Source organism: Sphaerisporangium dianthi, from assembly GCF_042654065.1.
GTDB lineage: Bacteria > Actinomycetota > Actinomycetes > Streptosporangiales > Streptosporangiaceae > Sphaerisporangium > Sphaerisporangium dianthi.
This window is the reverse complement of record NZ_JBHSFP010000001.1, coordinates 275333-295636: the sequence shown is the minus strand read 5'-3', so window position 1 is coordinate 295636 and position 20304 is coordinate 275333. Positions and strand designations below refer to the sequence as shown.

Here is a 20304-nt window from a genome sequence, read left to right as displayed (position 1 = left end):
CATGCTCCTCACCCTCCTCCCCGGCGAAAACCATCACCTTCCGAGTGACCACCACCCACACCCTCGACCCGACCGCCCTGCTGACCCACCAGTACTCCGCTGCCTGAACGAGGCGCCCCCACGCTGACCCCCTGAAGCCGGCGCCAACCCGGCGCAGGGGCGACGTGAGGTAGGTCGATGAGGTCGAGACCGGCGGCGAAGGAGCTTCAGCGGAGTCTGACGCAGTACCTCATTACCACCTTCGCGCTCGCGAGTGGGCGCCGCCGGATCTCCGGCCGTACCGGCACCAGGCGCAGGCGTTTCCAGGGCGGCGCGTATGGTGGCGGCGTCCGCGCCGCGCGGCCGGTCAGCCGCCGGGGCCGACCTCGTTGTCGGGGGCGCCGTCGCCGTTGGTGGGCAGGTCGCCGCGTTCCACGGGGCTGGGCGGTGGAGAGGGCGTGCCGGTCCCGGTGGCCGGTCGCGCACCGGCGACGGCGGCTTTCAGGGCAGGCCGGTCCACGTCCGCGAGCCGGCCGGCGAGGCGGATGTAGTGGTCGCCGCGGATCGCGGTGTAGTCGTGGCGGCCGCCGCCTTGCCGGTACCAGCCGACCTCGTCGCGCTCACACCGCACCGGGGCGGTGGGCGGCTCGGCGCCGTCGATGGAGGTGTCGGCGCACAGGCCGTCGCTGAAGGAGCCGCGGTCGACGCGCAGTTCCACCCTCCTGCCGTCGGGCGAGACGTAGAAGGCGCCGAAGCCCTCGTCCCCGACCCCGCCGACCGACTGTTCGGCGAGCTCGTAACCGGGCAGTTCCACGGCGTAGATCAGGTCAGGGGCCGCCCCCTGCGCCTCTGCCCGGTCGATGACGGCCTGACTCAGCACCCCCTCCGAGCCGCAACCGCACAGAACGGCGACCACGACGACGAACACCACCAATAACCGGCCCATCCCCATACTCTAAAAGGAACAGCCGCCGCGAGACTTGGGCGGCAGGCCGTACTCCCGGCGCGGAGCGCTCGCAGGTTCTCCGTAGCCCAGTCGCGTTCTGGCCGGGAGGCGCCCATCATCCTCACTGTCAGGCGAGGTGCCGGGGTGAACCGGGGATGGGCGGATGTTCTCCGCCGCGGCGGCCTCGGCGATGCGTAGTTCGTCGCCACAGACCGCGCGGACGCGGTCGATGCCGGGTGCCGGGCCTGGTGGACCCTCCCAGGGGATGTCATGGTGCACCGCAGATCGCGTTCGTGGCCTGCTAGCGGCGGCCCCATCGGGCCAGGGCGCGGATGACATGAGGAATGTCCTCCTGGCGGGCACGTACGAGTGCGACGAGTCCGAGCACAAGCCATGGAAGAACCGTCAACAGGGCAGCGAGAATCAAAGGCACGACAGATCACCCCTCGGAATCGGCGCCTGTCGCTGGGTCCTGCAATGCATCGCGCACGAGACCGCGCACCCACAAAACAGAGTCCAGCGTCCAGAACCTTGAGTCGACGATCACACGCTACATCACCTCCGTCAACGCGCCGAGGGAAATGCGCCCTTGACTGGAGGGCCTTCGGCCGGCACCACGACCACTCGTTACACCCGAGAGAGGTGACCTCGCTGGGGAGTTTCGAACGGTCTCCTGGTCACCGCATCGATGACCGCCGCCGCGATGTGAGGCTTGGCGGGCGCCTCTGGCGCGACGTCACCCGCCTCTACCGCCGGTGTCGGTGTGGGCCTGGCGGAGGGCGGCCATGATGGTGTCCCGCAGGCCGGGGCACACGGCGATGGTGGCGGTCGAGGCGGCGGTGTGCGGGGTGTCGTCCTGGTCGAGCACCAGGCCGCCGGCCTCGCGGACCAGCAGCACTCCCGCCATCGTGTCCCACGGCTCGTTGGCCAGGATGATCGACGCGTCGAGTTTGCCCTGCGCCACCCACGCCAGGTCGATCGCCGCGGTGCCGATCATCCGAATGCGCTGCGCCTGGCCGCCGAGCAGGGCCAGCAGCGCCATCCGGACGCGGTTCTTCGGCTCCGCGTCCGCGCCGACGGCGAAGTCGCCGATCGAGATCATCGCCTCTGACAGCACCCGGGTCTCCGAGGCGCGGATGCGCTCGTCTCCCATGAACGCCCCGTGCCCGGCGGCGGCGGTGTAGTGGACCCCGAGGAACGGCAGGTCGATCGCCGCGAGCACGCTGTTCCGGCCTTTGACCAGAGCGAGCGACACCGCGCACAACGGAACACCGCGGGCGAGGTTCGCCGTGCCGTCCACCGGATCGAGGGCCCACCACAGTGCGTCGTCCGTCGAGCCGGTGCGTCCGCGTTCTTCGCCGAGGATCCCGATCTCCGGGGTCTCGCGGGCCAGGAAGCCGCGCACCGCGTCTTCGACGGCGAGGTCGACGTCGGTCACCATGTCGCGGTCGCCCTTCGCCATGACCGAATGCGGCATCCGGGACCGGATGATCCGGTGCGCTGTCGCCACGGCCTCCCTGGCGATGGGCAGCAGTTCGATGTGGTCGGTCACGTCAGGCACCGGCGGTGCCGAGCCGGCCGTGCGTGACCGTGTCGAGATGCGGCAGGTGGTGGCCGAGCCGGTCGCGTTTCGCGATCAGGTAGCGGAGGTTGTGGGCGTTGGCCTGCACGAGGAGCGGAACTCGGGCCGCCACCACGATTCCGTGCGATTCGAGGGCGCGGATCTTGTCGGAGTTGTTGGACATCAACCGGATCGACCGGACCTCCAGGTACTTCAGCACTCGGGCGGCCGGGCTGAAGTCCCGCGTGTCCACCGGAAGGTCCAGCGCGGTGGCCGAATCGACGGTGTCCAGACCGTCGTCGTCCTGCAGCACGTGGGTGCGCACCTTGGCGACCAGGCCGATGCCGCGGCCCTCGTGCCCGCGCAGGTACACAAGGACACCGCTTCCGTTCTGGACGATCGCGTCGAGCGCGGCGTTGAGCTGATCACCGCACTCGCACCGCATCGCGTCGAAGATGTCGCCCGTCACGCATTCCGAATGCACCCGGACGAGAACGTTCTCCCCCTTCCTCGTCTCACCGAAGACCAGGGCGAGATGTTCGTGCCCGTCGAGTGGGTCCCGGAACGCGACCGAGCGAAAGGTGCCGCGCGGAGTCACCAGATCCGCCTCGGCGATGTCCTCGCCCGCGATGCTGAGGTCACGCATCTATCTCTCCTTGTTTCCCAACGGCCGACATTCGGCGGCTCCGGCTGTTGCGAGATCGTGAGCGGTGGCCGAGGCTGGCGGCCTATGAGCGACTCCACATATCTCCTGCCGCTGGCCACCACCACCGAAGTACGCGATCGGCGCGCGCGAGTGGCGCTGCTGCCCATCGGCAGCTTCGAGCAGCATGGGCCCTTTCTCCCGCTGGCCACCGACACGATCGTCGCCTGCACGATCGCCGGGGAGCTCGCGGCCGCCCATCCCGTGCTGCACCTGCCGCCCGTCACCGTCTCGTGTTCCCACGAGCACGAGCACGCGGACTGGCCGGGCACGGTCAGCATCTCCGCCACGACGCTCTACGCCGTGGTCCGGGACATGGCGGCCTCGCTCCAGCGGTCCGGTATCACCAGGCTGGTCCTGGTCAACGGCCACGGCGGCAACTACGTGCTGGGCAACGTCGTCCAGGAGGCCGCCGCGTCCGGGCAGCGCATGGCGGTGTTCCCGGGTGGCGCGGACTGGGAGGCGGCGTGGGCCGCGTCGGGCCTTGAAACCTCCGCCTGGAGCGACATGCACGCGGGGGAGCTGGAGACGTCCATCCTTCTGCACGCTCATCCGCGGTTGGTCAGGGACGGCTACGAATCGGGCGACCGGCTGTCCGACGATCGTCAGCATCTGCTCACCCTCGGCATGGCGGCGTACACGGAGTCGGGCATCATCGGCAGGCCGTCATTGGCTTCGGCGAGCAAGGGGAAAGCCGTCCTCGAGAGCCTGGTCGAATCGTTCGGCGCCTACCTCGCCGTCCTCGGCCCCTAGCGCCGGCGCCTCTGCGGCCGGTACGCGGTCAGCCGATCGGGTGCCGCGACGGAGGAGCAGCACCACGGCGCCCGGCAGGCTCGCGACGAAGGCGAGCACCCCGTACACCACCGCGGTGGTGAGCCCCTGCGGGGCGCCGAGCCCCACGGCGCCGAACGCCACCGCGGAGAAGGCCTCGCGCGGCCCCCATCCGCCGACGTTCACCGGCAGGGCCATCACGAGCAGCGCCAGCAGCGCCAGCGGGACGAGCCGTCCGATCGGCGCGGCCGAGCCCGCGGTGCGCGCGGCGACGAGGAACATCGCGACATACCCGAGCAGCACCACGGCGGACAGCCCCAGCACCCCCGGCCAGGCGTCGCGGGCCAGCAGGCCGCGACGCACATCCACCAGGGCGGTCGTGACCGCGCGGCGCCATCTCGGAGCGTCCGTCCTGCGCCAGACCCATGCCGCGAGCACGCCGGCGGCGGCGAGCCCGCCCAGCAGCACGGCAAGACCTGGCATGAGGGAATGGACCATCGTCGCGGCCAGCGAAGGCTCCACCAGCAGCGCGGTCACGCCGGCGCCGACCAGGACCACCTGGCCGGCGGTCCGTTCCAGCACCACGGCGCTGACGCCGCGGCCGACGTCACCGGCGGACCGTCCATGACGAAGCGCGCGGTGCGCGTCGCCGAGCACGCCGGCGGGAAGCACCGCGTTGAGGAACAGCGCCCGGTAGTAGTCCGCGACCGCCGTGAGCACCGGCAACGGCAGGCCGAGCCGGTCGGCCAGCAGGCGCCACCGCCAGACGCTGAACACGGTGGTCAGCAGTCCGATCCCGAGCGCGGCGAGCACCGCCGGGCCGTCGACCAGCCGGAGTCCGTCGACGAACGCGCCGGTGCCGAGCCGCCACACCAGCACGAGCAGGATGGCCACCGCGACGATCATGCGCAGCCAGGGCCACATCCGTCTCATCATCAGCGCGCACCGATCCTCGTCATCAGCACGCACCGGTCGCGGGCGCCGGGAGCGCGAGCAGGTCGTCGTGCCCGACCACGACGCGCAACGCGCTGGCCGCGCACGCGTCGAGCCTGCGCCGCAGGTAGGCCCGCCCTTCCGGCGCGAGGTCCGGCCGCTGCTCGCAGGCGGCGCCGACCCAGCCGCGCAGCCACTCCGCGGTCAACGCCCTCTGATCCGCGCCCAGCCGCCATGGGCTGGGCCGACTGAGCACCACGGCGCCCCGTCGCGCGAAGGCCGCCGCGGCGAAAGCGGACGCGTCGGGTCCGAGCAGGCGACGGCCATCGGTGACCCGGCGCTGGTGGGCGTCGAAGGCGGTGGCGATCTCGGCGTCGAGCGGGTCGGCCGGGTCCAGCTCGACCCGGCCCACCACGGAAAGGGTCAGCAACGCGGGGCGCCGGGCCTTCACGCAGGCGTCGGCGATGGCGTCCACCTCGTCGGCGGTGAGCAGATCCAGCAAGGCCGAGGCGGTGACCAGCGAGGTGCCGTCGAGGTCGCCCGCGCGGAGCCGGGTGACATCACCCTGCTCGGCCTCCGCGGTGACCGGGCCGCCGTCGCCGGCCGGGCCGCGGACGCCGGCGGCGGCACGCGCGAGCAGGTCGGGGTCCCGGTCGTGCAGGATCCAGTGCTGAGGGCCGGGCAGCCGGGCGGCCAGCCAGCGCCCCATGGCGCCGGTGCCGCAGCCGAGATCACGGATGACCAGCCGGTCGGCGGGGGAGCGGGTATCCGTCCGCCGGTCGGCGGGAGAGCGGGCATCCGTCCGCCGGTCGGTCGGCGAGTGCTCGCTCGTCCGCCGGTCGGCCGGCGGGCGCTGGCTCGTCAGATGGGCGCGCAGCGGGTCGAGCAGGTCGGCCGAGCGGGCCGAGGCATCGGCTTCTTCGCGCAGTGCCAGCCAGCGCGGGCTGTATCGGGGCGCGTTCACGTGGCCGGCCAGGACTGCCGCCGAAGCCGTTCCAGCACGTCCGCCAGGCGTCGTGAGGTCACGTCCCATCCGTCCAGCATGTCACGTCTGTCACAGGCCGACCTCTTGATCCGTTGTCTTAGGCCGGGTTCGCCGAGCCAGCGGCGCAGCGCGTCCGCGAGCGCCACCGGGTCTTCCGGGGGCGTCAGCAACCCGGGGACGCGGCCGTCGGGGGCATGGCCCAGGGTTTCCGGCACCGCGTCCACGGCCGTCGCCAGCACGGGAATCCCGCGGGCCAGCGCCTCGGTCACCACCATGCCGTACGTCTCACCGCGCGAGGCCAGCACCACCAGGTCGGCGGCGGCGTAGCTCGCGGCGAGCCGCTCGCCGGTGCGCGGGCCGGCGAGCCGTACCCGATCCTCAAGGCCGAGCGCGGCGATCTGCTCGCGCAGCCGCGTGACGTAGGCGGGACTGCGGTGCGGGCTTCCGACGAACTCGCAGGTCCACGGCAGGTCGACCAGCGATCCGAGAGCCCGCACGATCAGGTCCTGCCCCTTGCGAGGGGTGAGCGCGGCCACGCAGAGGAGCCGGGACGCGCCGTCGGAGCCAGGGGCGAGCGGCGCGGGGTCGGTGCCAGGCGGGACGACGTGGACCCGGTCCGGGTCGAGGCCGTGGTGGCCGATCAACCGGCGCCCGGCCCAAGGGCTGGTGGCCAGCACCGCGGTGGCCGCGTGCAGCGTCGCTCGCTCGGCGGCGTCGAGCTCCTCGGCCAGCGCGGGCGCGATGCCGGTCTCGGCGGCCAGCGGCAGGTGGACCAGCACCGCGAGGCGCAACCGGCGCGCCTGCGGGACGACGACGTCGGGGACGCCGCACGCCACCAGCCCGTCCATCAGCACCACGGCGCCGTCGGCGAGCGAGGCGAGCGCCCGGGTCAGCTCCGCCCGGGCGTCCGCACCAGGCGTCGGCCAGTCACCGCCCACGGCGACCTCGTGGACCGGCCGGCCCGCCGCGGCGAGGCCCTGGCACACGCGCCGGTCGTAGGTGTTGCCCCCGCTGGGCAGGGTCACATCGTCCACGTCACCGGGGAGGAAGACGTGCACCGAGCGCGCTGCCGCGCTCATGGACGCGCCGCCGTGCTCATGAGCGCACTGCCGTGCTCGTGGACGCGGCGGCGGGCGAGTTCGAGAAGCGCACTGCCGTGCTCATGGAGGCGGCGGGCGAGTTCGAGAAGCGCGCTGCCGTGCTCGTGGACGCGGCGGCGGGCGAGCTCAAAGAGCGCGCTCGTAGCTCGCCCAGGCGACGTGCGACTCGTGCAGGGTGACGGTGATCCCGTCCAGCCCGCGCGCCCCCTCGCCCAGCGCGCCCGCGCGTACCCGGTCGGTGAGCCGATCGGCGATGACCTTGGCGAGGAACTCGGTCGTGGTGTTGGTCCCGGCGAAGGCCTGCTCGTCGTCCAGGTTGCGGAAGTTCAGCTCGCCGAGCACGGCGCCGAGCTCCTGGGTGGCGAGTGCGATGTCGACCACGATGTTGTCGCCGTCGAGCTCGGCCCGGCGGAACGTCGCGTCCACGACGAATGTCGCGCCGTGCAACCGCCGCGCCGGGCCGAAGACCTCGCCGCGGAAGCTGTGCGCGACCATCATGTGATCGCGAACGGTGACACTGAACAACGAGTTCACTCTCCAGGAGGTCGGTTGCCGATCAGTCCTCGGCGGGACCATACACGACTCGATGGCACAATCCGGGCAGATCGCCACTAACGATGCGGGTCATCACCTCGGGCAGGTCCGCGAACGCGCACTCGCCGGTGATCAACGCGTCGAACGCGGGGTCGGCGAGCAGGCGCAGGGCCAGCGACAGCCGATCGGCGTAGGTGCGCCGGGAACGCCGGGCCGGGGACACCGCGCCCACCTGGCTGGCACGCAGGATCAGGCGACGGGAATGGAAGGCCTCGCCGAGCGGCACGCTGACCCGCCGGTCGCCGTACCAGCTCAGCTCGACGATGGTGCCCTCGGTCGCCAGAAGCTCCAACGACCGGGTCAGACCGGCCTCGGTGGCGCTGGCGTGCACCACCAGGTCGCACTCGCCGTCGGCCTGCTCGGGCGTCACGAAGCCGACGCCGAGCGCTTCGGCGACGGCCGCCCGTGCCGGATCCACGTCGACCAGCTGCACCTGGACGCCGGGAAACCCGGCGAGCAGCCGGGCCACGGAACAGCCGACCATCCCCGCCCCGACGACGGCGATACGGTCGCCGATGAGCGGCGCCGCGTCCCACAGCGCGTTCACCGCGGTCTCCACCGTGCCGGCCAGCACCGCCCGCGCCGGCGGCACCGCCTCGGGCACCAGGGTCACCGCGTCGACCGGGACGACGTAGCGGGTCTGGTGGGGATAGAGGCAGAAGACGGTACGGCCCTGCCAGGCCGGAGGCCCCTCCTCGACCACCCCCACGTTGAGATAGCCGTACTTGACCGGCCCGGGGAAGTCGCCCTCCTGGAAGGGCGCCCGCATCAGCTCATGCTGGCTCTCCGGCACACCGCCGCGGAAGACGAGACTCTCCGTGCCCCGGCTCACGCCGGAATACAGGCTGCGGACCAGGACCTCGCCGGCCCCTGGGCGCGGCACGGAGACCGGCCGGATCTCCCCTTCTCCGGGAGATCTGAGCCAGAACGCATCTGATTTGATCCGCATCGGCCTCCTCGTCGTACTTCATCGCAGGGGGAGTCTTCCCTACTCGGAGCGGGTCAGCGGAAATGCTATTGGACGCGCCGTATCCGAGGTTCTGGAGCTGGAGGCGTAGTTGACCACACTGGATTGGCGCGTTACGGAGATTCCGGTCCGCGGACCGGCCGCCGGGGTGGGGATGCAGGCCGTCCTGCTCGTCGTGCTCTGGGCCGACGCGGGCCTGAGCCCCGCGGGCGGTCTGGCCGGCGTCGCCTGCGCCGTCGTCCTCTCGGTCCTCCTCACCCGCGCCCTGGACCGATCCGGGAGCCGCTCGCTCGGACCGGCCGGCCTGGTCACCCTGGCCCGCGCCGAGCTGGCCGCAGGCGTCACGGCGCTGGTGACGACCGACCTGACCGGCGGAGACGCGCCCGTCGCGTACATCGTCGTCCTCGCCACGGTCGCGCTGATCCTCGACGGGGTCGACGGCCACGTCGCGCGGCGCACCGCGACCGTGTCAGAGCTCGGGGCGCGTTTCGACATGGAGACCGACGCCTTCCTCATCCTGGTGCTCAGCGTCCACGCGGCCGCGTCGACCGGCGTATGGGTGCTCGCGATCGGCGCCATGCGGTACGTCTTCGTCGCGGCGGCCTGGGCGGCGCCCTGGCTGCGGGCGCCACTGCCGCCGAGCTTCGCCCGCAAGACCGTGGCCGCGCTGCAGGGCATCATCCTGGTCATCGTGAGCGCCGAGGTGGTCCCAGGTGCCGTCGCGACCGGCCTGGCCGGGCTGGCACTGGCGTCGCTGGTGTGGTCGTTCGGCCGGGACATCTGGTGGCTCTGGCTGCGGCGAGACCGGCACACCGGCCGCAGTCCCGCACACTGCCAGGCGACCGCCCTCCACGAGCGCGGCCGGACGGCACGCGAGGCCGCCGAAGAGCCTAGCCTGGTCCATGCCCTCTGAGACCGAACCCGCCGGCCGCCCTTCAGAAGCCGAACCCGCTGGGCGTCCTCCACAAACCGAACCCGCCGGCCACCCTTCAGAAGCCGAACCCGCAGGGTGCCCTCCTGAAACCGAACCCGCAGGGCGCCCCCGAAAGCACGCCGTCGCCGCGCGGGTGGCCACCGCCTTCGCTTGCCTGCTCGTGCTGTTCGCCCTCAACGCCCCGACCCAGATCAGCCACCTCACACCGTGGTCGTTCGCGCGCGTCCCGATGGAGGGAGTCCTCGGCGTCGCCCTCGTTCTCGTCCTGCCGCCGAAGCCGAGGCGAGTGGTGGCGGCGCTCGCCGGAGCGGTCCTCGCGCTGCTGACCATCGTCAAGATCATCGACATGGGCTTCTACGCGGTCCTCCAACGGCCCTTCGACCCCCTGCTCGACTGGGCCTACTTCGGGAACGCCGTGGACTTCCTCACGGCATCGTTCGGCGGCGCCGGCGTGGCCGGCGCCATCGTCGCGGTCGCCGTCCTCGCCGCCGGCGTGCTCCTCCTCATCACACTGTCGGTCGTCCGCCTGGTCCGCATAGTGGCCCGGCACCGCACCCCGGCCGCCGGCGCCGCCGGGACGCTCGGGGCCGCCTGGATCGCCTGCGCCCTGCTCGGCGTCCAGATCGCCCCGGAGGTGCCCGTCGCCGCGCTCGTCCGCGACCATGCTCAGCAGGTGCGCGCGAGCCTGCGCGACCGGGAGGTGTTCGCCGAACAGGCCGCCGTCGACGCCTACCGCGACACCCCGGGCTCGGAACTGCTGACCGCGCTGCGCGGCAAGGACGTCATCGTCTCCTTCATCGAAAGCTACGGCCGCGACGCGGTCGAGGATCCGGAGCTCGCGCCGCAGGTCGACGCGGTGCTCGACGCGGGGACCCGCCGACTGCGCGCGGCAGGGTACGCCTCCCGCAGCGCCTTCCTCACCTCACCGACGTACGGCGGCGGCAGCTGGCTCGCCCACGCCACGCTGCTCTCCGGCCTGTGGATCAACAACCAGCAGCGCTACCGCGACCTCGTCGCGAGCGACCGCCTGACCCTCACCGGCCTCTTCCGGCGCGCGGGCCGGCGGACGGTCGCCGTCATGCCGGGCAACACCAAGGCCTGGCCGGAAGGATCGTTCTACGGCTACGACCGGGTCTACGACTCCCACAACCTCGGGTATCGCGGCCCGGGCTTCAACTGGGGCACCATGCCCGACCAGTACACCCTGTCGGCCTTCCAGCGGCTCGAACGCGCGAAGCCGGGCCACGCCCCGATGATGGCGGAGATCCCGCTCGTCTCCAGCCACGCGCCCTGGGCGCCCATCCCTCGCCTCATCGACTGGAACGCCGTCGGCGACGGCTCGGTCTTCGGCCCCATGCCCGCCACCGGCGACTCGCCGGACGCCGTATGGAGCGACGCCGGCAGGGTACGCGCCGCGTACCGGCAGTCCATCGAGTACTCGCTGAGCGCCCTCATCTCCTACGTGGAGACCTACGGCGACGACGACCTCGTGCTCGTCTTCCTCGGCGACCACCAGGCCGCCCCGATCGTCACGGGTGAGGGCGCGAGCCACGACGTCCCCATCACGATCGTCACCCGCGACCGTGCCGTCCTGGACCGCATCTCCGGCTGGAACTGGCAAGACGGCCTCAACCCCGGCCCGAAGGCCCCCGTCTGGCCCATGAACACCTTCCGCGACCGCTTCCTCACCACCTTCAGCCCCCACCCCACCCCTTCGCCGGCCTCGGTGCCCCGGCGAGCGGGGGCAGCTGCGCTTCAGGGGTGGTCGTAGATCGAATGGTTCCCCACTCGACGCCATTGCAGGACCGGCTCACCGTCGTCGGCGGTCGCGAAGCGGAAGGTGGCCCGGCCGTCCGGAGAGGCGAAGTTCCAGGTCAGCGAGTAGATGTCGGTGTCCGTGAGCTTGTGTACGCGCAGCCGTACCGGCCAAGCGGCGCGGCCGGTGTGTGCTCCCTGCTCGATCGCAGGAAGAAGGTATTTGTAGACGGCGTCCTTGAACATGACGTAGTGCTCGGGGGGTAGCCGTGACGCGTCCCGGAGAAAGGACGCCGAGCGTTCGTACCTCACCGGGTGTCTTCACCACGGACGGCGTCGATCTCGGCGAACATGTCTTCCATGCTGTCGAAGGTCCGGGTGCGGCCCTCACGGAAATCCGCGTCCGCCTCGGTTTCGGCGGACTGCCAGCCGGGAGTCCAATACCAGGCCTCGCTGGCGGGCACGATGGCCGCGACGCGGCGGCCGTGGTCGGTGAGGTAGGCGATGGTGTTGCGTTCGGCTGCCGCGCTGATGACATCGGGCAGGTGGCCGTCTGCCTCGTCCAACGGAACTTCGAACGCGTCTTCGCCCATGTCGCGAGTGTAGGCGGTCGCCTGTGCGGGGGTCACTTAGCCGAGCGTAGCAAGATGACCGCTCATGGTGACGGTCTTTTGGCGGGACATGCAAGAGGGCGTCATGTCCGGTTGAGCCGTCGCACCTTTGCTGCTCAGGCAGCGGAGGTCGCGCTCGCAGAGTGGTGAGCGGCCGCCTCGCCGAGCGGCAAGGGGATCACGGTGGTTCTGGAGGGCTCAATGTTCCTGCGGTGAGCCCCGTGGCGAGGGATGACGCCGCCAGCAGGCCGTACTTTCCTGCTTCGCGGAGTTCGGTCTCGAAGGTGAAGAGGTCACGCCAGACCTGGCCGTAGCGGCGCTGGTCGTCGAGCGGGAGCCGGGGGACGTGGGCGCGACGGGGGTCGAAGCGGCTGACGCCTGATTGCGTGCCACCCCCGCCGGCCGACAACGTACGGATGAACCCGGCGAGGAAGTAGGGGTCGAGACGATCTGGGTGGGGTCTCAGCAGAGTGAGGCGCGGGCCGAGGAGCAGGCCGGGCACCTCGACCACCCTGGTCGCGATCTCTCGATCGCGGGTCGCGACCACCACGTCGCCCGGCCTGATCAGAACCCTGTCCTCCGGCTGTGCCCGCGTCATCGGTTGCCCGCCGGTGAAGACCTGACCGGCTTCGAGCACAAGGTGACCGGAACCCTCGGCGTCGTAGCGGCCGGACTGGAGGAGGGAAAGGGCGCCGGTCCGCTCCAGCTCGGAGAGTGCGACCATCGGCATCTCGCGAGCCCGGGCGGGAACAGCCTGGGGCACCAGCGCCGTGAGGCGTTCCAGGCGGCCCAGGAAATCGGCCCGGACCGTGAGATAGTCGCCCGCCTCTCCGCCTGCCGAGCTCAGGTGCCGGGCCGGGCTGATGTCGATGTCCTCGTCGACGAGGTCGATGATGGGGACGGTGCGAGTCTCGCCGGGTACGTCGAGCACCAGGTCGGGATCGCGGCAGAACTCCCGCCACCGGTCCGCGATCGCGTTGAACGTGGCAGGCTCGGCCACCGACATCAGTACGCGTGCCGGCGTGCGGTCGTCGCCCGCCGGTTTGCGCAGCACCCAGATGTGCACGGGAAGGCCGGTGCCGGGGGCGATCTTCGGTGGGAGGCCGATCACCGCCTGGACGGCGCCGCGGCGGAGCAGGTTGCTGCGGATGCGGCGACCGGATCGCCGGTTGGCGGCGATCTCCGGCATGAGCATCACCGCCACTCCGCCGGGTCGCAGATGCGCGAGCGCGTGCTGCACCCAGGCCAGTTCGGACTCCGACTTGGGCGGCAGGCCGTACTCCCAGCGCGGGTCGCTCGCCAGCTCCTCGTAACCCCAGTTGCGCTCGTTGAACGGCGGATGGCACAGCACCGCGTCCACCATCACGCCCGGCCAGGCGTCGTCCCGCAGAGAGTCACCCGTCTTCACCGCGCCGTCGACTCCGGCCAGTGACAGGCGGGCCTGCGCCAGCCGGGACAGCGCCTCCTCGTACTCCTGCCCGTACACGCGCTCGGCCCCGCTCGCCGCGGCCAGCAGCATCCCCAGCCCGCAGGCGGGATCCAGGACCGTCCGCACGTCAGGACCGGCGAGCCGGACCATGAAGTCCGCCACCTCGGCGGGCGTCTCGGCCAGCCGCCGCGACTGGACGTCGGCGAAGCGATCGAGCAGGAACCGGACGACCTCCGCGGCGCCCTGCTCGTCGGCGAGCTGTTTGATCAGCTTCCACGCCGGCCGCGGGACCAGCCGCGCCTTCCCCTGGCCGTGCAGCAGCTCGGTCGCCTCGGCGACCACGTCTCCCAGGCGCAGATCGTCGGCCGCCATCCTGATCTGCTGCCAGACCCGCTCACGCAGAGGCAGTTCCTCGACCTTGCCCTGGCCGAGCAGCCACGCCTCGACGGCCTTGAGGGAGAACGTCGGACTGGTCGCCGTCCCGCCGACCGGCTCGGGAAAGTCCTCATACCGCCGCCGCCAGTTGCTCACCGCCGCCCGGCCGACACCCGCCATCCGCGCGATGTCGGCCGAGCTGATCGTCGCCTCGTCTCCGCTGATCGCCGGCCTCCCGGTCTTCCGTACCCGGCGCAACCCCACGCCGGTCTTCCTGTGTGGAAGCCAACGTAGCCCAGAAGACTCGCTCAACGTGATTACGGACGGGAAACGCGTGTAACCCATTCACGGCCCGCTGCCCGATGTGTGCTCTCAGTGGCCGTTGGGCGGGTCGTCGGATGGGGCGTCAGGGGAGGCTTCGGAGGGTCGGGGTGGGCGGCCGCGTTTGCGGGTGGCGCGGTGCCAGCTCGCGAGCGCCTCCTTGGAGACGCGCTTGCGGTCCATGGGCGAGGCGCGTGCGTACCGGTGCAGCTCCCGTACCTCGGCGGACAGTTCCTCGGCGTTCGGCGCCCAGGACAGGCCCTTCTCCAGCTCCCGCCCGGCGGACTCGAGCACCTCCTCCGCCCTGGCGACGTCCCCGCGCAGCAGCGCGTCGGAGGCCTGGCGCTTGGCGTCCTGCGCCTGCTGGAACAGGCGCTCGGCGCGCACGGTGAGGTCGGGTGCCCGGCCCGCGGCCTCGTCGCCCGGGACCACGTTGACGCTGACCGGGACGGTGACGGTGTACGAGGTCAGCGTCTCGGTCGCCACGTAGGTGAAGACGAGTTCCGCGATGGTGACCACGCCCAGCCGTGAGATGCCGGGCACGAGCAGCCGCAGGAGGATCTTGCGCGTCTCGCCCGCGTACAGGTCGCCGAGCTCGGCCATGATCGCGCCGCCCGGCAGGCGGGCCGAGGGCAGGCCTCCGTACAGCAGGACGGAGCTGACAGGGGGATGCGGGGTGATCGTCAGGGAGGCCGCCTGGGTGACCTTGGCGAGCAGGCCGTCGAGCTCGCCGGCGATGAGCTGCCCCGCGGTGTCCGGGTCCTCGGCATGCAGGGCGCTGCCCGCTCCGCCGTCGGCGATGGCGGCCATCAGTCCCTCGTCGTAGTCGAGACCGTATCCGAGAGTGCTGGTCGAGACGCCCTGGCGGTGAGCCGCCATCGCGGCCATCGCAAGTCTCCCCGGGTCGGTCACGCCGACGTTGGCGTGCCCGTCCGAGATCAGCAGCAGGGTCGCGCCGCGGTCGTTCGCCGCCCGATGGGCCTCCTGTATGCCGCGCAGCAGCCCGCTGGACAGATCCGTGGAGCCACCCGGGCGGAGCGCGGCGATCGCGTGCTTGGCGCCTCTCTTGTCGGCCAGCGGCCCGGCGGGCACATCCACCCGGGCGGTGTCGTCGAAGCTGACCAGGCCGAAGTTGTCCACCGGGTCGAGCCGGTCCACCAGGGCGGTCAGCGCGCGCCGGGCGCCGTCGAGCCGCCCTCTGCCCATGGAACCGCTGCGGTCGAGGACGATCTGAAGGGTGGCGGGCGGCCGGCCCGCCGATGGCTCGGGTTCCGGCGCGGTGATCCGCACGAGGACGGTCACCTCGTCGTCCTGGTCGACTGGCACCACGTCGAGGTCCAGGTGGGCGGTGACGTGCATGACGCAGGTCCTTTCGCTGGTGAGGACGAGCTCGCGGACCGACAAAGAGGCGCCCGCGGCGGAAAGGCGGGCGGAGGCGAGGACATGGCGACGGTGACACCGCCGGAGAAACATGGAGTCATGCGGCTCGACGGCCCGAGCGGGACGCCGTCGTGCGCATCGAGGGCAGGCTGCCGCGCACCGACTTGCCTGGGTTGGTGTCGTCGCCGGGCGGGGCCCGGCGACGACACGGGAACTTCGTCAGGCGGCGTGCTGAGTGGCCGGTTCGAGGCAGATCGCCTCGGTGGCGGCGGCGGACAGCCTGCGGCTGAGGGAGCCGGGGCGGGACACGACGATCACGTGTAGACCGGCTTCTCGCAGCCAGTGAGCGAGGTCGACGAAGTAGCCGTCTCCGGAGCCGATGACGACGCGCTCGAACCGCAGGTCGATGCGGTCGTGGTACGCGGCCTCGCCAAGCGCCCGGTCGGCGCCGTCAGGGCCGGGACGCGTCAGCAACCGCCCACCGGGGAAGGCGACCCCGACCGCGACGAGCGCGGCGGGGTTCACCGCCACCATGTAGTGGTCCCTCTCGCCTATGGGCACGACCGCGTCGTACATCATCATCACCTCCTCGACCTCGCGGGTCGTGGGACCCGATGTGCCCACGAGATTCTCGATGTCGAGCAGGTGCATGGCCCGGCCGTGCCGCAGCGACTCCTGGTGCCCGGCCGAACGGGAACGGCGGCTCGTCTGTGACCTGCGGGCCTGGAACTCGTCCAGGTGCGCGACGGGGGTGATCACGATCCATGTCCTTTCATGGGTGCGCTGGTGTGCGTCTAATGAAGTAGATCACATGTGTACTCAATGCACAAGAAAATTACCCATGGATCGTTATCACCCTCGAAGAGTGCGCCCCTGGACGGGCGGACTTCCGGCGCCAGACGTCCGACGAGGGCGTCATGCCGTACCGGGCGCTGGAACGGGAGAACAGGCGGGCAAGCCCTGGAAGGGAGCCGTCCGCGATGCCATCAAGAGCTTCTTCCACCTCTACCGCCGGCGTCGGTGCGGGCCTGGCGGAGGGACGTCATGATGGTCTCTCGCAGGCCGGGCACAGGGCGATGGTCACGGCTTAGTCGACGGCGCGCGCGGTGTCGTCCTGGTCGAGCACGACAACCGGGTCGGGAGCACGTGTATGCCGTTCACGCGGGTGACTTGGCGATCTCCGGCCATGGTCTGGAGTCGTGAGGTGTTCAGGCGTGGGGCGATCGGTAGTAGGACAGCCGCACCTCAACTCCCGATGCCTTTCCGCCGTCGGTCAGGGCTGTCCCCAAGCTGCTCCTCGTCCACACCCATGCCCGTACATGGTCAACGCGGACGTCCCCGCTGGCCGCTCGGCGTACCAGCTCCTTCTGCAGCACGTCGCGGAAGTCATCGGCTTCGTTCTTGGTGGCGAAGACGCCGGGCACGGCTCGTTGCCGCTGATCTGTCTGGACCTGTGTGGCCAGGTCCATGGCCTGGGCCATCTCATCCACTTGGCCGGTCGCTGTAACCGGCATCGAGGTGACGACCGGTGTTTCAGTCCGCCACGGTTTGCCGGCAAGAAGGTCGGCCTTTAACCAGGTGGCGAACCGGGATGCGTGCAGGCGGCCGTCGGCGTCGGCGTCGATCCAGGACGATCGGATGGCGTCAGCGACCTGCGCCCAGGTCGTCGTGGCATATTGCGCCCGTTCTGGAAGGCCGGAAGGAGACGAGGGGACTCGGTCACGCGTGATGTAGAGAAGGTCGACGAACGCGTCCGGATAGTGATGGAGGCCGAGCTGGAGATACTCGTCCACCTGACGTTCCCGTACGCTGCCCGTCTCGGTCTTGAGCTCCACCAGCAAGACGCGATCCGGCCATCGCAGGGCAAGGTCGGGCCAGCGGTTCTGCTGCCCAGGCCGCAGAGCATCCAGCTTGAACTCCCAGTAGACCGTCGGCTGAGAGCCCCCTGCGCGATGGTTCGGGTCAAGCAGATCGAGGAGGACCCGCCCCTGTGGGCAGATGGCATAGGGAGTGTTCATCCGCGCGGGACGGTCGCCGATCAGCAGGCTGGCCAACATCAGTTGCGCGAACCACTCGCGGCCCGCCCGCGCCAGCTTACTCCGCTCAATATCAGGGTCGGGGATACCCATGGGTTGCTTCCATTCGATGTCGGTGTTCGAATCCGGCCGAAGGTCTGCGGCCGATGGTCACTGCTGGACGCTTGAAGTGGTGAAATCGTTGCTGGTCGTGGTCTCCTGGCTGAGATCATTTTCATTCGGCGTTTCCAGTCGAGGGTCGATGGTGCAGATCGCCTTCCGCCACGACAGCTCCACTTCAGCGTGATCGGGTCGTCTTAAGACGCGCAGTCCCGTCGGTCGGGCTGCACGTAGCGAGGTGAGAAGCGTCTTGTTGTGAATCCGCGACACCGGGCGCCGTCGCGGCCCTGGGCAGCACCCAGTGTCGACATGTCAGGCGGCGTGGGGGGGCGGATGGTTTCAGGCAGATGACAACAGAGGTGAGGTCGGCCGGTGGCGGCTGAGGGAACGGTGGCGAGAGGCCTCGTCGGGCGCTGATCCCTCAGCCCGACTTCCCGGCATCCTGTCATTGGGGTGCGCTCAACCTCCTTATCGGCTGGTTGATAATCGCACCGACAGGTTGCCGCTTAAGCGGCTTCATATTGTCATGTTGGTTATAGCGTGATATGGGTGCGTGCAAACAGTATGTCATATGCGAGGAAGCCATGAGAGCTGTCAGGCGGCTTGGTGTCACTCCGCAAGAGCGTGGCGACACTACTGCCGTCAGCGGCTCGCCCGATATCCTTGAACTGGACGACGGGAGCTTCGCTGTCATCGGGACCGATATCACCGATCAGATCGGCATCCAGCCTCTAAGGGACGCGAGATGCGCTGCCGATGAACGGATCGTCCGGATTTCCCGAGCCACCCTCATATCGGCGAAAAAAGATATTCCGGACAGGTAGATGATTCCACCTCGATGGGCGACGCGCACCAGCAGGCGGCTGACCCTTGATGAGTTCGCGCGGCAGTTCTCGGGGGAATGGGCGCGGATCGAGTGGCGGTTTCTGAAACTCGAATGTTGGCAGGCGTACCAGGAACTTGATATCAACAGGTCCCAAGAGGCGTACCGCCAGGGTGACGTCGACCGAGCCGTGGAGCTTTTGCGCGAGGAAGCCGAAACCGACAGGCGTCTCTACGACGACATCAGAAGCCGGGGGATCGAGTACTCGCGAATCCGTCTGGTCCAAGAGCCGCTCACCGCGTACCTGCATTATGAGCTGCTGGCCTACCGGATCCGGGCGAGCCTCGGCGAGGTCATCGAAGTCGTGCGCTGCGACACCACGCTGAGCCTGCCTAACGAAGATTTCTTCGACTTCCTGCTTTTCGACCGGCATGCCGCGTTGATTCATGACTACGGTGATGCCGCATCGCAGACGGGGGGTTGGCTGACCCACGATCCTGAGGTCCTGGCGTCTCTGGAGAGCACAGCCGTCAAGATGCGGCAGGCTGCTGTGCCGCTAGAGCAGTTCCTGGAGGCGAAGTAACGGTGGGATTATGCCCAGTACGTGCTGTTCGTCTTGTCGGGTGCGGTCGACGATGATCTGATCTCCCGATATGGTCGCTGAGGTGCGCCGCCACCCGTTGAAGAGACGTGTCATCGGCGCTGGCCTGCTGCTCGGCGTCACGGTTGTCGCGGTCGGTATCATTCTCCCGGTCGTCCTTCTGTTGAACGTCGAAGACACGGAGCTGCATCGCTGGTCGGAGATCGGCCAAGCGGTCACTCCGGTCGGTGTCTTCTTTTTCGGGTGTGGCCTTCATCGCCATTGCGCTCACCCTCTTGCTGCAGAACCGGGAACTGAGGAACCAGCGAGAAGAGCTGGCCATCGCCCGTGAAGAACAGATGCGTAGTAGTGAGATCGCCCTGCGAGAACTGCATACCGGCCTCATCAGAATGGCGATCGACGCCCCGGAGTTGCGCCAGGTGTGGCCCGAGATGGCGGCGTCTCCAAGAAAGACCACTACTGCAACCTGATTCTGAACCTCCAGAAGGTCGCCTACGAGACACACACCATCGAGCTGGCGGAACTGCGTGGTGCGCTTCGCTATCTGATGGCCAGCAGAGACATGTATTCCTTCTGGGCGAAGGCGCGGTCGGCGCGTGTCGCGGTCACAGGAGGCGACGATGCCGAAGATTTCTTCACCGCCGAGGTGGACAGAGCCTTCTCCGCCGCGTCGCCCCCTCAAGCGCAGAGCCCGCTTCGTCTCCTTCGGAAAGCACTCGTCCGGGGGTTCGACCGGCAGCCACGACGTCGTACGAGATGAGTGAGCGCTTCTGTACGGCGTTGCGCTACGCCTCGGTACCCAGGATTGGGTGGTGGAGCCGCCACTGGCGGAGGTGGGCGAGACCGGGGCGGAGGTCGGGGAGGGCGGAGTAGGCCATGCGCGGCCCCGAGGCGGTGGGAAGAGCGAAGGCGACGGCCTTGCCGGGGGAGTCGGTGGTGATTGTGGTCGTCCGGTACGCCTGGCAGTGGCCTTGGGACAGCTCGTAGGTCAGCAGCAGGCCGCGTCCGTTTTCGGCCAGGAGCGACAGGTCGGGCTCGGGGAGTGTCGCCAGCCGCTGGAAGGTATCGCTGATCTTCTCGGGCTCCGGGTCGCCGTCGACGAGCTCGCACCAGGTGGGGACGCCGTCGATCCGGAAGACGCGCAGCTCGTACGGCCGCCGGCCGTGCCGCTCGGCGTTCGCGGCCAGCTCGGCGACCACGATCTCGGCGTCGGTGATCGTGTCGAGGCCGACCCCGGCCTCCTGCAGCACCTCCCTGACCACGGTGCGCGCCCGGCGCGCGGCCGAGCCGGGCCGCCGAGGTCAGCAAGTCCGGCCTGGAGCGCTTGCCGGAAGACCTCCTCGAAGGGCTCCTCGGTCCTGCCGGACGGCTGCTGCACGACCGCCTCCTCTGATCTCATCT

General features: G+C 70.1%; 19 protein-coding genes and 2 pseudogenes. 6 read left to right on the top strand and 15 right to left on the bottom strand.

The window, feature by feature from the left end:
- Window positions 1-346 precede the first annotated feature (346 nt).
- The 3 genes from ACFO60_RS01190 to ACFO60_RS01180 all read right to left on the bottom strand — a co-directional run bounded on the left by ACFO60_RS01190 (window position 347) and on the right by ACFO60_RS01180 (window position 3132).
- Window positions 347-925: a hypothetical protein gene (locus ACFO60_RS01190; protein WP_380835815.1), complete on the bottom strand. Its 579-nt coding sequence runs from the start codon at window positions 923-925 to the stop codon at window positions 347-349.
- Window positions 926-1661: 736 nt separating this feature from the next.
- A complete protein-coding gene (locus ACFO60_RS01185) occupies window positions 1662-2477 on the bottom strand; it encodes an inositol monophosphatase family protein (RefSeq protein WP_380835814.1) in 816 nt (271 codons plus the stop codon).
- Window position 2478: 1 nt separating this feature from the next.
- The gene (locus ACFO60_RS01180) at window positions 2479-3132 is read right to left on the bottom strand and encodes a GTP cyclohydrolase II (protein WP_380835813.1); all 654 of its coding nucleotides are present in this window, start codon (window positions 3130-3132) and stop codon (window positions 2479-2481) included.
- An 84-nt stretch (window positions 3133-3216) separates the two neighbouring features.
- Here ACFO60_RS01180 and ACFO60_RS01175 point away from each other — a divergent pair, with 84 nt between their 5' ends.
- Window positions 3217-3942, top strand: coding sequence for a creatininase family protein (locus tag ACFO60_RS01175; RefSeq protein WP_380835811.1), 726 nt, complete (start codon window positions 3217-3219; stop codon window positions 3940-3942).
- On the opposite strand, the gene ACFO60_RS01170 is transcribed toward ACFO60_RS01175, so the two are convergent.
- The 5 genes from ACFO60_RS01170 to ACFO60_RS01150 all read right to left on the bottom strand — a co-directional run bounded on the left by ACFO60_RS01170 (window position 3856) and on the right by ACFO60_RS01150 (window position 8521).
- Window positions 3856-4896 carry a lysylphosphatidylglycerol synthase transmembrane domain-containing protein gene (locus tag ACFO60_RS01170; RefSeq protein ID WP_380835810.1) on the bottom strand — a complete coding sequence of 347 codons (1041 nt, stop codon included), beginning with the start codon at window positions 4894-4896 and terminating at the stop codon, window positions 3856-3858. The two genes, ACFO60_RS01175 and ACFO60_RS01170, sit on opposite strands and share 87 nt — an antisense overlap.
- A gap of 22 nt (window positions 4897-4918) precedes the next feature.
- Complete coding sequence (locus tag ACFO60_RS01165; protein WP_380835808.1) at window positions 4919-5857, bottom strand: class I SAM-dependent methyltransferase; 939 nt, start codon at window positions 5855-5857, stop codon at window positions 4919-4921.
- Window positions 5854-6957 (bottom strand): glycosyltransferase family 4 protein, encoded by a 1104-nt coding sequence (locus tag ACFO60_RS01160; protein ID WP_380835806.1) that lies wholly within the window; start codon window positions 6955-6957, stop codon window positions 5854-5856. The genes ACFO60_RS01165 and ACFO60_RS01160 overlap by 4 nt, the downstream gene beginning before the upstream one ends.
- Window positions 6958-7104: 147 nt before the next feature.
- Complete coding sequence (locus ACFO60_RS01155) at window positions 7105-7503, bottom strand: 6-pyruvoyl trahydropterin synthase family protein (RefSeq protein ID WP_380835804.1); 399 nt, start codon at window positions 7501-7503, stop codon at window positions 7105-7107.
- A 31-nt stretch (window positions 7504-7534) separates the two neighbouring features.
- A complete protein-coding gene (locus ACFO60_RS01150) occupies window positions 7535-8521 on the bottom strand; it encodes a zinc-dependent alcohol dehydrogenase (RefSeq protein ID WP_380835803.1) in 987 nt (328 codons plus the stop codon).
- 109 nt (window positions 8522-8630) lie between these two features.
- Here ACFO60_RS01150 and ACFO60_RS01145 point away from each other — a divergent pair, with 109 nt between their 5' ends.
- Together ACFO60_RS01145 and ACFO60_RS01140 are read left to right on the top strand one after the other, a co-directional pair.
- Window positions 8631-9452 carry a CDP-alcohol phosphatidyltransferase family protein gene (locus ACFO60_RS01145; RefSeq protein WP_380835802.1) on the top strand — a complete coding sequence of 274 codons (822 nt, stop codon included), beginning with the start codon at window positions 8631-8633 and terminating at the stop codon, window positions 9450-9452.
- A 154-nt stretch (window positions 9453-9606) separates the two neighbouring features.
- A complete protein-coding gene (locus ACFO60_RS01140) occupies window positions 9607-11244 on the top strand; it encodes a sulfatase-like hydrolase/transferase (RefSeq protein ID WP_380835800.1) in 1638 nt (545 codons plus the stop codon).
- On the opposite strand, the gene ACFO60_RS01135 is transcribed toward ACFO60_RS01140, so the two are convergent.
- The 6 genes from ACFO60_RS01135 to ACFO60_RS01110 form a co-directional block, all read right to left on the bottom strand.
- Window positions 11229-11540 (bottom strand): hypothetical protein, encoded by a 312-nt coding sequence (locus tag ACFO60_RS01135; protein WP_380835798.1) that lies wholly within the window; start codon window positions 11538-11540, stop codon window positions 11229-11231. The two genes, ACFO60_RS01140 and ACFO60_RS01135, sit on opposite strands and share 16 nt — an antisense overlap.
- Window positions 11537-11821 (bottom strand): hypothetical protein, encoded by a 285-nt coding sequence (locus ACFO60_RS01130; protein WP_380835797.1) that lies wholly within the window; start codon window positions 11819-11821, stop codon window positions 11537-11539. The genes ACFO60_RS01135 and ACFO60_RS01130 overlap by 4 nt, the downstream gene beginning before the upstream one ends.
- 196 nt (window positions 11822-12017) lie before the next feature.
- A complete protein-coding gene (locus ACFO60_RS01125; protein WP_380835795.1) occupies window positions 12018-13907 on the bottom strand; it encodes a class I SAM-dependent DNA methyltransferase in 1890 nt (629 codons plus the stop codon).
- A gap of 108 nt (window positions 13908-14015) precedes the next feature.
- A complete protein-coding gene (locus ACFO60_RS01120; RefSeq protein WP_380835793.1) occupies window positions 14016-15323 on the bottom strand; it encodes a vWA domain-containing protein in 1308 nt (435 codons plus the stop codon).
- Window positions 15324-15563: 240 nt separating this feature from the next.
- The gene (locus ACFO60_RS01115) at window positions 15564-16103 is read right to left on the bottom strand and encodes an NYN domain-containing protein (RefSeq protein WP_380835791.1); all 540 of its coding nucleotides are present in this window, start codon (window positions 16101-16103) and stop codon (window positions 15564-15566) included.
- Window positions 16104-16552: 449 nt separating this feature from the next.
- On the bottom strand, window positions 16553-17473 hold the full coding sequence (locus ACFO60_RS01110; RefSeq protein ID WP_380835789.1) for a hypothetical protein: 921 nt from the start codon (window positions 17471-17473) through the stop codon (window positions 16553-16555).
- Window positions 17474-17489: 16 nt separating this feature from the next.
- Between ACFO60_RS01110 and ACFO60_RS01105 the strand changes: the two genes are divergently transcribed.
- The 3 genes and pseudogenes from ACFO60_RS01105 to ACFO60_RS01095 all read left to right on the top strand — a co-directional run bounded on the left by ACFO60_RS01105 (window position 17490) and on the right by ACFO60_RS01095 (window position 19663).
- Complete coding sequence (locus ACFO60_RS01105; RefSeq protein ID WP_380835787.1) at window positions 17490-17666, top strand: hypothetical protein; 177 nt, start codon at window positions 17490-17492, stop codon at window positions 17664-17666.
- A 637-nt stretch (window positions 17667-18303) separates the two neighbouring features.
- Window positions 18304-18885: a DUF6879 family protein gene (locus ACFO60_RS01100; RefSeq protein WP_380835785.1), complete on the top strand. Its 582-nt coding sequence runs from the start codon at window positions 18304-18306 to the stop codon at window positions 18883-18885.
- A 245-nt stretch (window positions 18886-19130) separates the two neighbouring features.
- Window positions 19131-19663 (top strand): annotated as a pseudogene (locus tag ACFO60_RS01095) (DUF6082 family protein).
- A gap of 25 nt (window positions 19664-19688) precedes the next feature.
- On the opposite strand, the pseudogene ACFO60_RS01090 reads toward ACFO60_RS01095, so the two are convergent.
- A pseudogene (locus ACFO60_RS01090) lies at window positions 19689-20174 on the bottom strand (ATP-binding protein); the annotation flags it as partial.
- Between the last annotated feature and the right edge of the window lie 130 nt (window positions 20175-20304).